The organism is Novosphingobium sp. BL-52-GroH (genome assembly GCF_044813085.1).
Taxonomy (GTDB): domain Bacteria; phylum Pseudomonadota; class Alphaproteobacteria; order Sphingomonadales; family Sphingomonadaceae; genus Novosphingobium.
Genome location: NZ_CP171150.1, coordinates 67,944 through 80,864, shown reverse-complemented (window position 1 = coordinate 80,864; position 12,921 = coordinate 67,944). Strand labels below are relative to the sequence as shown.

The 12,921-nt window shown below is 63.1% G+C and carries 18 protein-coding genes and 1 pseudogene; 10 read left to right on the top strand and 9 right to left on the bottom strand.

The annotated features are described in order from the left end of the window. The first annotated feature begins 100 nt into the window (after positions 1 to 100). From ACFFDA_RS08025 to ACFFDA_RS07995, 7 genes are all read left to right on the top strand, one after another. Complete coding sequence (locus ACFFDA_RS08025; protein WP_404478613.1) at positions 101 to 2,227, top strand: TonB-dependent receptor; 2,127 nt, start codon at positions 101 to 103, stop codon at positions 2,225 to 2,227. A gap of 199 nt (positions 2,228 to 2,426) precedes the next feature. Beyond that, the gene (locus ACFFDA_RS08020; protein ID WP_404478612.1) at positions 2,427 to 2,876 is read left to right on the top strand and encodes a nuclear transport factor 2 family protein; all 450 of its coding nucleotides are present in this window, start codon (positions 2,427 to 2,429) and stop codon (positions 2,874 to 2,876) included. After that, entirely contained in the window at positions 2,873 to 3,712 is an 840-nt protein-coding gene (locus ACFFDA_RS08015) for an enoyl-CoA hydratase/isomerase family protein (protein WP_404478611.1), read from the top strand. Before ACFFDA_RS08020 ends, ACFFDA_RS08015 begins: the two co-directional genes overlap by 4 nt. Before the next feature lie 4 nt (positions 3,713 to 3,716). Continuing rightward, entirely contained in the window at positions 3,717 to 4,487 is a 771-nt protein-coding gene (locus ACFFDA_RS08010) for an enoyl-CoA hydratase/isomerase family protein (protein ID WP_404478610.1), read from the top strand. A gap of 5 nt (positions 4,488 to 4,492) precedes the next feature. Beyond that, on the top strand, positions 4,493 to 5,008 hold the full coding sequence (locus tag ACFFDA_RS08005) for a flavin reductase family protein (protein ID WP_404478759.1): 516 nt from the start codon (positions 4,493 to 4,495) through the stop codon (positions 5,006 to 5,008). A 28-nt stretch (positions 5,009 to 5,036) separates the two neighbouring features. Next, positions 5,037 to 5,540, top strand: a complete 504-nt coding sequence (locus ACFFDA_RS08000) for a nuclear transport factor 2 family protein (RefSeq protein WP_404478609.1) — start codon at positions 5,037 to 5,039, stop codon at positions 5,538 to 5,540. Between the two features lie 252 nt (positions 5,541 to 5,792). After that, positions 5,793 to 6,074 (top strand): hypothetical protein, encoded by a 282-nt coding sequence (locus tag ACFFDA_RS07995; RefSeq protein ID WP_404478608.1) that lies wholly within the window; start codon positions 5,793 to 5,795, stop codon positions 6,072 to 6,074. A gap of 10 nt (positions 6,075 to 6,084) precedes the next feature. On the opposite strand, the pseudogene ACFFDA_RS07990 reads toward ACFFDA_RS07995, so the two are convergent. The 9 genes and pseudogenes from ACFFDA_RS07990 to ACFFDA_RS07950 all read right to left on the bottom strand — a co-directional run bounded on the left by ACFFDA_RS07990 (position 6,085) and on the right by ACFFDA_RS07950 (position 11,082). Next, a pseudogene (locus tag ACFFDA_RS07990) lies at positions 6,085 to 6,528 on the bottom strand (MarC family protein). Beyond that, positions 6,528 to 6,800 (bottom strand): ankyrin repeat domain-containing protein, encoded by a 273-nt coding sequence (locus ACFFDA_RS07985; protein WP_404478758.1) that lies wholly within the window; start codon positions 6,798 to 6,800, stop codon positions 6,528 to 6,530. Before ACFFDA_RS07985 ends, ACFFDA_RS07990 begins: the two are co-directional and overlap by 1 nt. Continuing rightward, on the bottom strand, positions 6,754 to 6,996 hold the full coding sequence (locus ACFFDA_RS07980; RefSeq protein ID WP_404478757.1) for a hypothetical protein: 243 nt from the start codon (positions 6,994 to 6,996) through the stop codon (positions 6,754 to 6,756). Before ACFFDA_RS07980 ends, ACFFDA_RS07985 begins: the two co-directional genes overlap by 47 nt. 170 nt (positions 6,997 to 7,166) lie before the next feature. Beyond that, the gene (locus ACFFDA_RS07975; RefSeq protein ID WP_404478607.1) at positions 7,167 to 7,454 is read right to left on the bottom strand and encodes a hypothetical protein; all 288 of its coding nucleotides are present in this window, start codon (positions 7,452 to 7,454) and stop codon (positions 7,167 to 7,169) included. A gap of 42 nt (positions 7,455 to 7,496) precedes the next feature. Then, on the bottom strand, positions 7,497 to 8,300 hold the full coding sequence (locus ACFFDA_RS07970; RefSeq protein ID WP_404478606.1) for an SDR family NAD(P)-dependent oxidoreductase: 804 nt from the start codon (positions 8,298 to 8,300) through the stop codon (positions 7,497 to 7,499). A gap of 10 nt (positions 8,301 to 8,310) precedes the next feature. Continuing rightward, a complete protein-coding gene (locus ACFFDA_RS07965; RefSeq protein WP_404478605.1) occupies positions 8,311 to 9,510 on the bottom strand; it encodes a zinc-dependent alcohol dehydrogenase in 1,200 nt (399 codons plus the stop codon). Further along, entirely contained in the window at positions 9,510 to 10,085 is a 576-nt protein-coding gene (locus ACFFDA_RS07960; RefSeq protein WP_404478604.1) for an SRPBCC family protein, read from the bottom strand. The genes ACFFDA_RS07965 and ACFFDA_RS07960 overlap by 1 nt, the downstream gene beginning before the upstream one ends. Positions 10,086 to 10,227: 142 nt before the next feature. Further along, positions 10,228 to 10,761, bottom strand: coding sequence for a TRCF domain-containing protein (locus ACFFDA_RS07955; RefSeq protein ID WP_404478603.1), 534 nt, complete (start codon positions 10,759 to 10,761; stop codon positions 10,228 to 10,230). A gap of 120 nt (positions 10,762 to 10,881) precedes the next feature. Beyond that, positions 10,882 to 11,082 (bottom strand): helicase-related protein, encoded by a 201-nt coding sequence (locus tag ACFFDA_RS07950; RefSeq protein WP_404478602.1) that lies wholly within the window; start codon positions 11,080 to 11,082, stop codon positions 10,882 to 10,884. A gap of 291 nt (positions 11,083 to 11,373) precedes the next feature. Between ACFFDA_RS07950 and ACFFDA_RS07945 the strand changes: the two genes are divergently transcribed. The 3 genes from ACFFDA_RS07945 to ACFFDA_RS07935 are packed head-to-tail and all read left to right on the top strand — an operon-like array spanning position 11,374 to position 12,458. After that, positions 11,374 to 11,847, top strand: a complete 474-nt coding sequence (locus ACFFDA_RS07945) for a hypothetical protein (RefSeq protein WP_404478601.1) — start codon at positions 11,374 to 11,376, stop codon at positions 11,845 to 11,847. After that, entirely contained in the window at positions 11,834 to 12,082 is a 249-nt protein-coding gene (locus ACFFDA_RS07940; RefSeq protein WP_404478600.1) for an AbrB/MazE/SpoVT family DNA-binding domain-containing protein, read from the top strand. Before ACFFDA_RS07945 ends, ACFFDA_RS07940 begins: the two co-directional genes overlap by 14 nt. After that, positions 12,075 to 12,458, top strand: coding sequence for a type II toxin-antitoxin system VapC family toxin (locus ACFFDA_RS07935; RefSeq protein ID WP_404478599.1), 384 nt, complete (start codon positions 12,075 to 12,077; stop codon positions 12,456 to 12,458). The genes ACFFDA_RS07940 and ACFFDA_RS07935 overlap by 8 nt, the downstream gene beginning before the upstream one ends. Positions 12,459 to 12,921: the final 463 nt, after the last annotated feature.

Below are 12,921 nucleotides of genomic sequence, written 5' to 3'. Positions count from 1 at the left end.
AACCACCGCGGCTGAGTCGCCAAATGCCGCAGACGGCAGCGCTGCAGAACCGTCTGCCGCGGCCGGAAGAACATATGCGGCTTCGGCGAACGAGATCGTCGTGACCGCCCAGAAGCGCGAACAGAAGCTCAACGACGTCGGTCTGACGATCAGCGCCGTGAGCGGGCAGGCGCTGCAGGAACGCAACATCACCACCTTGTCCGACATCGCGCAAGTAGTGCCCGGGCTGGTCTTCTCAACCAGCGCTTCGAACACGCCGGTCTACACTCTGCGCGGTGTCGGCTTCAACGATACGACCCTTGGTTCCTATCCCGACGTCAGCGTCTACCTCGACGAAGCTCCGCTGCCCTTCCCGGTAATGACCAAGCTGACCGGCTTCGATCTGGAGCGCGTCGAGGTTCTGAAGGGACCGCAAGGCACCCTGTTCGGCAACAACGCTACGGGCGGTGCGATCAACTACATCGCCGCGAAGCCGACCAAGGCTTTCGAAGCTGGCGCGACGCTGGGTTACAGCCGCTTCAACACGATCGACGGCGAGGCCTACATCAGCGGCCCGGTGTCCGATACGCTTTCGGCGCGCCTTTCCGGCAAGATCACGCACGGCGACGGCTGGCAGCGCAGCTACACGACCGGCGAGAAGACCGGCAAGACGCGTAACTACGCCGGGCGTTTCCAGGTCCTGTGGGAACCGACCGATCGCCTCCGGGTGGCGCTGAACGCCAACGGATGGCTCGAAAAGGGCGAACCGCCGGCCGTCCAACTCATCGCCGTGCGCAACCCGGGACCTGCCAACCCGGTTTCGAACGCCCCAATCGCCCCCGATAATGCGCGCGCGGCCGACTTCAGCTCGAACATCAACCCTTATCTCGACAACCGCCTGTGGCAAGGCATCGGCCGCATCGACTACGACGTCACCGACGACCTCACTGTCACTTCGCTGACCTCTTACAGCGACTACAAGCAGAAGATGGCCTTCGATGGCGACGGCACCGTCCAGAACAACGCAGACTTCCGGTTCTTCGGCGGCGGTATCAAGAGCTTCTCGCAGGAGCTGCGCCTGGCCAACGGCGGTAGCGGGCCGTTCCGCTTCATTGTCGGCCTGAACTATTCGTCGGACAAGGCAAGCGACGTCTCGGAACTGGATTATCGCGATTCGACGATCAACACCGGCACTGCGCCGTTCCTTGGCGGTATTTTCCGGTCTGCGTTCCGCGCTAACCAGAACATGAAGAACTACGCTGCGTTCGGTAACGTCGAATACGACGTCGGCGATTTCACCTTCAAGGGCGGCGTGCGTTACACGGAATCCAAGCGCAAGGCAGATAGCTGCTTCTTCGGCGTCGCCGCCGAAAATTCGAACGTACCGTTCGCCCCGCTTTACACCTACTTCGCCAATCTTTTGCGCGGTCAGAACGGGCTACCGCCCATCTCGGTTACGGCTCAGGATGCGCTCGGCTGCCTCACCATCGATACCACCGGACTGCTCGGTGAAGCGCCAACGTATCTGCCGGGTGAATTTGTTGGCCGCCTTAATGAAAACAACGTTTCCTGGCGTGCTGGCATCGATTACAAACCGCGCCCCGGCATGCTGCTCTACGCCAACGTCGCGAAGGGCTACAAGGCCGGCAGCTTCCCCTCGGTCGCGGCCTCCACCACCGAGCAGAGCCAGCCGGTCACGCAGGAATCGCTGATGTCCTACGAGGCGGGCATGAAGGCCTCGCTGATCGACCGGACGCTGCAGGCAAACGTCGCGGCATTCTACTACGACTATCAGGACCGTCAAATCCGCTCGAAGATCGCCGATCCCAATTTTGGCCTGCTTGACGCGCTGGTCAACGTGCCGAAATCTACGGTGAAGGGCTTCGAAGTCGAATTGACGGCAACGCCGGCCCGGGGTTTCAGCGCGTACACGAACTTCACTTACATCGACGCGACGGTGAAGAGCTATACCGGCATCAACCCGGAGACCGGAGCTGTCGGTCAGAACTTCGACGGAGCCAAGCTGCCTTACACGCCCAAGTACCAGGTTTCGACGGGACTGAGCTACGAGTTCCCGATTGGCAACTCGCTAACCGGCTTCGGTGGCGCCGACCTTACCTTCCGCAGCGACACGTCGGCCTTCATCGGCGCTTCGGAAACGTACAAGATCAGGGACTACACCCTGCTCGACCTGCGAGCTGGCGTCCGGGCTGCCGACGAATTCTTGGTCGCTCCAGGTCTGGGGTAAGAACGTTACCAACCAGTATTACTGGGACAACGTCGCCTTCTTCTTCGACACCGTCACCCGGTGGCCCGCGCGTCCCGCGACCTACGGAGCGACGTTCAGCTACAAGTTGCGCTGATACCAACTCTCCCACCGGCGCCGCACTCGGCATCGAGGCGGCGCCACCTTTTTCCTCGTTTTCGCATTGATCGAAAGATGGATTATGACCGAAGCCAAACTTGTTGAAATGCGCGCCATCGAACGGATGATGTTCGATTACTCCTATCATCTCGACATGAACCACCCGGACGAACTGGCCGCGCTGTTCGTGGAGGACTGCGAGGTCAGCTACGCGCCCAACTTCGGCGCGAGCGGCATGGAGGCGTACAAGAAGACGCTTGAAGGGATCGGCACCTTCTTTCGCGGCACCTCGCATCACAATTCGAACATCTGCATCGACTTCATCAGCGAGACGGAAGCTGAGGTCCGGTCGATCGTCCTGGCGATCCATCGCTACACCAAGGAGCGCCCGGACGGCATCCTCTACGGCCAGTATTTCGATACCGTCGTGAAGGTCGACGGCCAGTGGAAGTTCAAGCGCCGCGAACTGCGCACCACGCTGACGACCGACTACCACGTGCGTGCCGGCAACCCGATCGGCCGGGCGGAATGACGCAGGAATCGGCGATCCCTGAAATTCTGGTCGAGCATTCGGGCCCGATCAGCTGGATCGTGTTCAACCGGCCGGCGCAGGCCAATGCATTGTCCGGCAGCATGCTGGACAGCTTCTCGGCGGCGCTGGACGAACTCAAGACGAGCGGCGGTCCCGTCGTCGGTATCCGTGCCAACGGCAAGGGCTTTTGTGCGGGAATGGACCTTGGCCAATACGGCGGGGCCGCGGCGATGGATCCCGTCGCCGATGCCAACCGCCTCAACGCCAACGTCGCGCGATGGCTGGCGATGTGGGACCATCCCAAACCGGTCATCGCCGCTGTCCATGGCTATTGCGCCGGGGTTGGCGCGCAGATGTGCGTCTTCGCCGACCTGACGATCGTGGCCGACGACGTGCGCATCAGCGAGCCTGGCGTGCCGATCGGCGGCGGCTTCATCGCGCCGACGTGGGTCGCTCAGGTGGGCGCGAAGCGAGCCAAGGAATTCGCGTTCCTTCCTGGCAACAGCATTGATGGACCGGCCGCCGTCGAATGGGGCTGGGCCAACCATTGCGTCCCCGCTGAACGGCTGATCACCGCGACGGAGGCGCTGGCGGCACGAATTGCGCTGGTCCCGCCGAACGTTCTCCAGGTCAAGAAACTCTCGATTAACCGCGCCGCGGAGGCTGCGGGCTTCCGAACGGCCACTTCGGGTATAGCCGAGATGGATTCGCTGCTTCATCTCGCGCCATCCGTCCTCGCGATCCGCGAGCGCATGGCCAACGAAGGGCTCAAGGCGGTGCTCGACGCCTACCGTGGCCCCTCGTCAACCGCACTCATCAACAGCTTCAAGGAGTAGGCCCGTGGCCGACGTCGAATTCACCGTGGAGGGCCACGTCGCCCATGTCCGGCTCAACCGCCCGCAGGGCCTCAACGCCATCACGCCGGAGATGGACGATCTGCTGCTGGCAGCGTGGACCGAGATCAACGCGAACCCCGAAATCTGGGCCGTCACCCTGTCGGCCGAAGGCGAAAAGGGCTTCTGCATCGGCGCCGACGTCTCGGGCGGTGCCGAGCGGAAGTCGCGCATGGCGCTGGGAGGCGGGTTGACCGGCATCGGCGGACCTCTCGTCACCTGCAAAAAGCCGATGGTCGCCGCCGTCCAGGGCTTCTGCGTCGGCGGCGGCTTCGAACTGGCCATGTGCGCCGACATCATCGTCGCCGCCGATACCGCTCAGTTCGGGCTGCCGGAAACGAAAGTCGGCATCATCGGCGAATGCGGCGTCGTCCATCGCGCGATGCGGCAGCTACCCTACCATATCGCCATGCAACTGATCCTCACCGGCGAGCGGATCAAGGCGGCCGAGGCCCGTCACTACGGCCTGGTCAACGAGGTGGTGCCTTACGACCAGCTAGCGGATGCGGCGGCGGCCTGGGTGGCCAAGCTCAATGCCGCGTCGCCGCTTGCCGTGCAGGCCGCCAAGGCGGCTGCGCTGGGGCGCCTCGGTCACCCGCTCGAAGTCGCCTTGGCGACCCGCTTCGAACCGATCGAGGAATACGCCGCGACCGAGGACAAGAAGGAAGGCGAACGCGCCGCCGGCGAGCGCCGCAAGCCGGTGTGGGCCGGCCGGTGACGCCGCTGAAGCTGGACCCGGCGATCGATGGCGCGGTCTATCGTCACGTCCTCGGGCATTACCCCACAGGCGTATGCGTGGTGACGGCCACGCTGCCCGGCGGCCAGCGCGCCGGGATGGTGGTCGGCTCATTCACGTCGGTGTCGCTTTCGCCACCGCTGGTCGGATTCTTCCCCGACGTCGCGTCGACGAGCTGGCCGCAGATCGAAAGCGCCGGCAAATTCTGCGTCAACATCCTCGCCAGCGATCAGAAGGATCTGTGTCGGCGCTTCTCCGCCAAAGGCGAGGACAAGTTTGCGGGCCTGACACACCAGGTGTCGGCGAACGGCTCGCCGGTTCTAGACGGCGTCGTCGCCTGGATCGACTGCACGTTGGACAAGATCCACGAAGCGGGCGATCACTACATCGTCCTGGGACTCGTGCAGGAGCTGGACGTCATACGCCCCGAGCAACCGCTACTGTTCTTCCGTGGCGGGTATGGCAGTTTCGCCCCCCTGCTCGATACGATCGAAGTCCGGTGACAGACCGGCAGCACGCGAGGAAATGAAGATGGACCTGGAAGAGCGCATCAAACGGCTCGAAGATCGGGCAGCGCTGAACGACCTTGTGGTCGGGTACTTCCTGGCCGCCGATGGCGACGATCTCGAAGGAGTGAGGAGCAGCTTCACCGACACCGCCACCTTCAGCGCCTCGGGCGTGTTGGCGGGCGCGGGGCGCGACGCGATCGTCGCTTTTATCAAGGCGTCGCGCGAGCAGATGGGGCTGACGATTCATACGCCGCATTACGCCCAACTCGCTTTCGACGGCCCGGACCAAGCACGGGGGCTGGTCGGCGCACACCTGGAACTCGTGCTGGGCGGCACAGCTGTCTGCGGCGCCGTCCGGTATGTCGACGAGTATCACCGGGTGGGCGAAGACTGGCGCATCCACAGCCGCGACATGCGCACCATCTATATCGCCCCCTGGCAGCAGGTCGGCGACGCGTTCGCTTCCGACACTCCGGTCCGTTGGCCGGGCGCTCCCGGCGCAGCTTCGGACTATCCCCGGCGATAACCCATTCAATTGGAAGGCAACGTTATGCCATCCCACGCCGTCTGCAATGCCGACGTCGGCTTGGCGCACGGATTGTTCGTCGGAACCTAGGCATCTCCCCGGATATAAGTCTCTTCGCGGCGGCTTACGAGAAGCTCGGCCGTTCTTAAGGCGAAGCACAAACTGCCGGACTTGGTCGCCAGTTGCCACCCATGTTGCGGGTCGCCGCGCGGTGGGCGAAACGTCACCATCGCGCTCCGGTTCGACGATATCATGGAATTCGCGCTTGGGTTGTTGTCGGTGACGCCGAAGGAGTTGGAGGAATTGGGCTGGAGCTTCGTCGATCGCAAGCGGCTGCTCGATCATTTCCTCGGGTCGGGCAAGGCAGCGCAAGGCGTTGCGCCGGAGGTGCTCGGCCAGACCTTAATCAAGCTCCGTTTCCCGCCGCGCGATGTTGCAAGGCTCCAGCGCTTCGCCCGGCGTGCTTTGTCCAAGGCTGCCTCCAATGCTGCCATGCTCGACGGGGTGCTTCGCGTGCTGGACTCAGTGGTTTAGCCCACGCAGGTCAGCGGTGGATGAAGGGTGATGCTGCCAAGCCGTCGAAGATGAACTGGATGGCCAATCCGGCAAGAAGCATGCCCGAGATTCGGCCGACCACATCGGCACCGGTACGGCCGAGCACGAGAACGAGGCGGTCGGCAGCCAGCGTCGCGATCCAGGTCAGCAGGGCGCAGATGAGGATCATTCCCATGATGCAGACGGCCTCGATCCATCCCTGAGCGCGCCCCATGACGAGCACAGCGGCCTACAAGCTGCCCGGCCCTGCGATCAGCGGGAAGGCGAGCGGAAAAACCGCGATGTCGCCAGGTTCCTGGGCTTCACGCCGCTCGCCCTCGCTGATCGAGGAAAGGCCTGGACTTGAGAAAGCGAGGGTTAGCGCTTGCAGGAAGAGAAGCACGCCGCCTGCCACGCGGAATGCGGGCAGCGAAATATGCAACAGCGAAAGCACTATGCCGCCTGCCAAGGCGAAGAGCAGAAGTACAAAGAGTGCCCCTCCCGGCGTTCGGTGAGCCATCGGGCGAGGCTTTCGTTGCCCTGCATTCGCACAAGGATGACCGCATCGTTGTCCGCCGTATCCACTGCATCGATATCAGCGCCGGCGCTCAGGAGGAGTTCGATGACCTCGCGCTGATCGAACAGGGCGCTCATCATGATCGCGGTCTGTCCTGCGGCGTTACGCTGGTTTGGGTCCGCACCGGCGGCGAGCAGCCGCCTGGCGATGACTAGATGTCCCTTGAAGGCGACCCCCCATCAGCGGGCTAGCACTCGCTGCCGCACAGTTCGGGTCGGCGCCGCGATCCAGCAGCAGCGCGGCGGTTTCCTCTAAACCATGATAGGCGGCAAGGACCAGAGCGGAGTGCCCCTTCGTATCAATGCCCTCGATATCCGCCCCGGCATCCAGCAGAATAGGAATCATGTTGTCTCGCCCCGACCTGGCAGCTTCGAACAGCAGTTCCTGCACCCGCTCGTGCGAAGGGAGCGGCGGCAATTGGCGCGAGGTCGATGGCACTTGGCTTTCCGGCTTGTTCAGTGGGCGAATGAGCCTAGTTCCTTGTATAGGGCTCCCAAAACCGACACGGGCACCTCCTAGCCGGCGGTAATTTCGTCGAATACGCGGTTCACTATAGCGGCGCGGGCATCGTCGTTTACGTCCACCGAAACGGATATCGGATCGGAAAGCTGTGCGTCCATGCGCTCCGACTCCAGATGGGTCGCAGTGTCGCCGCCGCTGAGCGTCTCGCCTGCGCTGTTTTCATCGCCTGCCGGTGTTACGAACACGTCGGTTCGCTCGAAGCCATATTCCTGGACCAGTCGCTCGACAGCCAGCTCGGCGTCGCAGCGACTTTCGAATGTGCGCTCTATCGTGGTGTTCATGTCTCCGTCCTTTGGTTCGCGATGCCTCAGATCGGCATCATTCTATCGAGGTCCGCCATCGTCACTGGGAGCCGAGCCGGGCTGCGCCATCTTGCGATGCTGCTCGGCCAGGATCCCCGCAGGGGTGACGTGCGCCACGGCTGCCTGGATCTTGTTTTTCCAGCCCGAAACGATGTGGGCATCGCCGTTCATCATCGCAGTCCACCCGTCGCGGGCGACGTCGGCGGGATCGCTCTTGCTCTTGGACGCGCCGACGCTCGTGTCGAGCATGTCGGCGCGGTCGAAGAACTCGGTCTCGACCGGGCCGGGCATGAGCGTGGTGACCGTCACGCCCTTCGCCTCCTTGATCTCGTTGCGCAGCGCATCCGCAAAGCTGTCCACGAAGGCCTTCGTGCCGTTGTAGACCGCCTGGAAGCTGCCCGGAATGAACCCGGCGATGGACCCGGTGATCAGCACCTTGCCATCGTCGCGCGCTACCATTCCCTTGAGCACCTGCTGCAGCAGATAGAGCGTGCCGGTGATGTTGGTATCCACCACCCGGCGCCAGTCGGCGACACTCTGGTCGAGGAAACCGTGTCCTAGGCCACGGCCCGCATTGGCGCAGAGCACATCGATGCGGCGGCCGGAAGTGGCGGCCAGCAGGATATCGACGCCTTCCGTCGTAGACAGATCCGCCTGAAGCGCATCTACCGAAACGCCGTGCAGCCGAAAGTCCCGCGCGGCCGCCTCGATCAGTCCTTCGTCCGCGACGACCAGCAGGTCGTAACCGTTTTCGGCGGCGAGGCTCGCCAGTTCGAAGCCGATGCCGGTGGAGGCGCCGGTCACGATCGCAAATTTGTCCGCCATGATGCTTTTCCTATTCTGCCGCGACGGCGGTTTGGGTGAAGCCGGGCTTGAGCACGACCTTGGTGACTTCGTTCTGGTTGTCGTGGAACATCTTGTATCCCTTGGGCGCGTCCTCCAGGCTCATGCGGTGCGAGATCAGGAAGGTCGTGTCGATCTTCCCCTCGACGATCGCGTTGAGCAGCCCCGGCATGTAGTGCTGCACGCTGGTCTGGCCGGTCTTGAGCGTCAGCCCTTTTTCCATGAAGGCGCCGAGCGGGAACTTGTCGACGATGCCGCCGTAGACGGCAGGCATCGAGACGCGGCCGCCCTTGCGGCAGGCCACGATCGCCTGGCGGATCGAGTGAATGCGATCGGTGCCCAGGAACATCGAAGCCTTGATCTGGTCCACCACGTTGTCGACGAAGAAGCCGTGGGCTTCCAGGCCCACCGCGTCGATGACGGCGTCGGGCCCGATGCCACCGGTCATCTCCATCAGCGCCTCGTAGGTCTTCGATTCCTCGAAGTTTATGGTCTCTGCCCCGAACTTGCGCGCCAGTTCCAACCGGTGGGGGAAGTGATCGATGGCGATCACGCGAGCCGCGCCCATCAGGAAGGCGGACTGCACGGCGAACAGGCCGACCGGGCCGCAGCCCCACACCGCGACGGTGTCGCCTGGCTCGATGTCGGCGTTCTCGGCCGCCTGCCAGCCCGTGGGCAGGATGTCGGACAGGAACAGTACCTCGTCGTCGTCGAGCCCGTCAGGCACGACGATCGGGCCGACGTCGGAGAACGGCACGCGCACGTATTCCGCCTGGCCGCCGGCATAGCCGCCGGTCAGGTGGCTATAGCCGAACAGCCCCGACATCGGCTGGCCGTACAGTTCCATGCCGATGTCCTGGTTGTCGGCGGGATTACCGTTGTCGCAGGCGGAGTACTGGTGCTTGCCGCAGTGGTAGCAGCTGCCGCAGGCAATGGTGAAGGGAACGACGACGCGCTGGCCCTTGACCAGCGTGGATCCCGGGCCGGTCTCGACCACTTCACCCATGAACTCGTGGCCGAGGATGTCCCCTGCCTTCATCGTGGGGATATACCCGTCGTAGAGGTGAAGGTCCGATCCGCAGATCGCGGTCGAAGTGATCTTGATGATCGCGTCGCGCGGGTTGAGGATCTCGGGATCGTCGACGGTGTCGACGCGGACGTCATGCTTGCCGTGCCAGGTGAGCGCGCGCATCAGGCTTTCTCCTCTTGAAGCTGTGCGCGGGTGCTCGACGAAGTGGCGACTTCGCCGGTTTCCATCAGCTGCTTGAACCGCCGCAAGTCGCGCCGCGCCTGGATGGCAGGTTCGCGCTGAAACATCTTGGCGATGAGCTTGCCAACCACGCCTGCGGGTGGGTCGTAGACGATCGTCGCGGTGACGATGGTACCGCGATCCCCGGCGTCGCGGAATTCGATGCGGCCACTGTTGGGAACGTCTGCATCTTCGGTCGAGGCCCAGGCGATGAGTTCGCCTTCCGTTTCCCCGGTTACGGTCGCGTCCCATTCGACGGTCCTGCCGCCGGGGGCCTTGACCACCCAGTGCGAGCGTGTCGGCGACAGCACGTCGACCCGCTCGACGTTGTCCATGAACGTTGGCAACTGCGCGAAGTCGCGCCAGTAGGCGTAGAGTTCCGCGCGGGGCCGGTTGATCGTCACGGTCCGCCCGATCAGGGTGTCGCCCCGAGTTTCCGCAAGCGCCTGTATCGCAGCATCGTGGGTCTCGCGGGATTTCGACGTAGTGGATGGCGCGTCGTCGTTCACCGTTGCCATTCCTGCTCTCCATGTTTTCGGATGTGCTGCCGATCCGGTAGGATGTGGCCGCTTTTGCAAATGAAACGATCGCCGCGCGTATAAAGACCCAGCACGGCCGAAAGATAATCCCACCGCAGGCACGGCCGGACGCGGCCGCCCGTCAGCTTCCGAACCCGTGGAGCAAGCTTTCAACGTGCGCGAAACGATCGGCCTCGCTCGATATTACCTCGGCAAGGATCCAACGACCCTTGCTTTCAACCAGGCTCGTGCCCGCGAAATCGATCGAGCAATCGCGGCGCAAAGTGAATGCGATCGCGGCCGGGCCCGCGTCTATGCGCGCGATCTGCAAAGCCCGCGCTGCCAGGCGGATGAGGGCATGGGCTAACAGCATGGCCGCCTCGGCAGGGAACGGTCCGAAGCGATCCAGCAGTTCGTCCTCGAAGGCATCGAGAGCATCGTCGGTCTCGATCCGTGCCAGTCGGACGTAGAGCGACAACCGCAGGTCCGCCTCCGGGATCCAGCTTTCGGGCAGGGCGCCGGTCGTGCCGAAGTTGAGGTCGGGGCTCCATCGCTCGGCGTTCTCGCCACGCGCGGCCTGGAGCGCGATGCGAAGCAGATGCTGGTAGAGATCGACGCCGATCAGCTTCATGTGGTCGGCCTGGTCCTCGCCGAGTAGGTCGCCCGCGCCGCGCATGTCGACGTCCTGGCCGCTGATCGCAAAGCCCGCGCGCATCCGGTCGAAGGTGGCGAGCGTGCGCAGCCGCTTGAGCGTGCGCGCGCCGATCGCGTCCTCGCTTTCGATCAGCAGGATGGCCTACCCGCACCGGTTGTCGCGCCCGACGCGGCGGCGGAGCTGGTGCAGCTGCGCCAGGCCGAAGCGATCGGCGCGCCAGACGATCATGGTATTGGCGCGGGGCACATCAAGGCCGGGTTCGATGATGTTGGTCGCCAGCAGGATGTCCTCCCGGTAAGCGCCGAAGCAGACTATGACCTCGTCGATTTCGCCGGGCGACATCTTGCTGTGCGCCCGGACCAGGGTCAGATCGGGAGGACCTCGACGGGATGCACGAGGTAGGGCTCGCCCGTGTATTTGCGCCGTTGTCTGACCTCAGCATGGGCGGTCCTTGCAAACTCCAGCGCTGCCTCGACGTCCGTGCATGTGGTTTCCATTGGGTGACGATAGCACTCTCGGCCCCGAGCGGGCACATGGAAATGTCCCGCCGTTAAGAGACCCGCATGGACCGCAAAGTGCATGAAAGGGGAGAGGGCAGGAAGCAGTCAGGCTCGCTTGCAGGGAGCGATTATCATGGTTCTTCCCGCAACCATAACCAGTCAGGTCGACCCCGCCGCCATCACGAAGGTCACGCGCCTCTTCAACAATACGATCGGCGATGTCCTCGCCGAGCTTGTCCAGAACGCCCGTCGAGCCGGTGCCGGCAGAGTCGACATCGATGTGGTCGAACATTCCGGTTCCTCGCATGTGCGCGTCCGCAACGATGGTGCTGGTATCGCCGACACTGCGGTCCTTCTCGCCCTTGGCAGATCAGGATGGAGCACCAAGCTCGGGCAGCGTGAAGATCCGGCGGGCATGGGGGTCAGTTCGAAGCCATTGTCTCCAACGAGGGAATCGATGTCACTGTTTCGGCGAGCCACCCGGAGCGATATTGGAACGCCCAACAGTCGATCCGACAGAATTGAGATTCAATGTATCGCTTGCGAAAGCTCGACATGCTATGCAGTCGGCTACAGCATGAATGGAGATTGTTGTGACCGCTTATAGAGGCCGGGTCGTTTCCGGGGGCAGGCTGCAGATCCCCGCCGACGTGCGCAAGGAACTTGGTTTGACCGATGGCACGGATGTGCGGCTTGAAGTCGTCGATGGCGAACTTCGGGTGCGTACCTTTGCCTCAGCGCTCCAACGGGTGCGCGCGATCGCACGGGCTCATCTGACGCCCGGTGTAAGTATGGCTGACGAACTGATCGCTGATCGCCGGGCTGAGGCCGCCCGTGACTGAATTTGTTCTTGATGCCTCGGCCGTACTTGCCGCGATACAGGAAGAAGCAGGGGCGGAGGCGGTCGAGGTCCATCTTCGTACGGCCCCGATAAGCTCCGTCAATCTTGCGGAGGTCGTCACCAAGCTTTCTGATCGCGGTTTCAGCGATGCCGCGATCGACGAGGTACTTCTGCTGCTTGATCTAGAGGTCCATGCGTTTGACGCCGCGATGGCGATCGAGGCCGGGCGGCTGCGGACGGCAACTCGACATGCAGGTCTTTCGTTAGGGGACCGGGCATGTCTTGCATTTGCGAAAGCCCAAGGTGCGACGGCGCTGACAACGGATCGTGCCTGGGCCGAACTCGACATCGGAGTTGGCATCACGCTTTCGCGGTAAGACGACCATTTCTCGCCTTTGATCTAGCCTATTTGCTCTCGCTGCCTTGACGCCAGCCGGGCGGTGTGGGCGCGGACCATCATCATCCTTGCATGCTCTTGCAGATGCAATGCGGCCTCGTCCGCATTTAGATGCCGAACCGTATCGTACAGGGCGCGTGTATAAGGATCGCCGCGGCCCAGGAGGTTTCGCAGAGCCGCACGGGCATCACTCGTTTCGCTCATGATCCCCGCGTCGCACTCGGCCAACAGAGCCGCGATCGCACCCGCAAGGGCCTCGGCATCGTAATATCCGCTATCGAGCCCTAATGATCGATACTTCGAGAACCGGGGCGCTATCGAAAACCGCGGCAGTCTGCGGCAAGAAGACGATTTCCGGCAGCCTTAAGCTTGTAACATCACATTCAAAAAGGATTTTAACTTCCTGGAAGCTGTTGGCGCTTTCTGAAAGGGGGAAGAAGGCA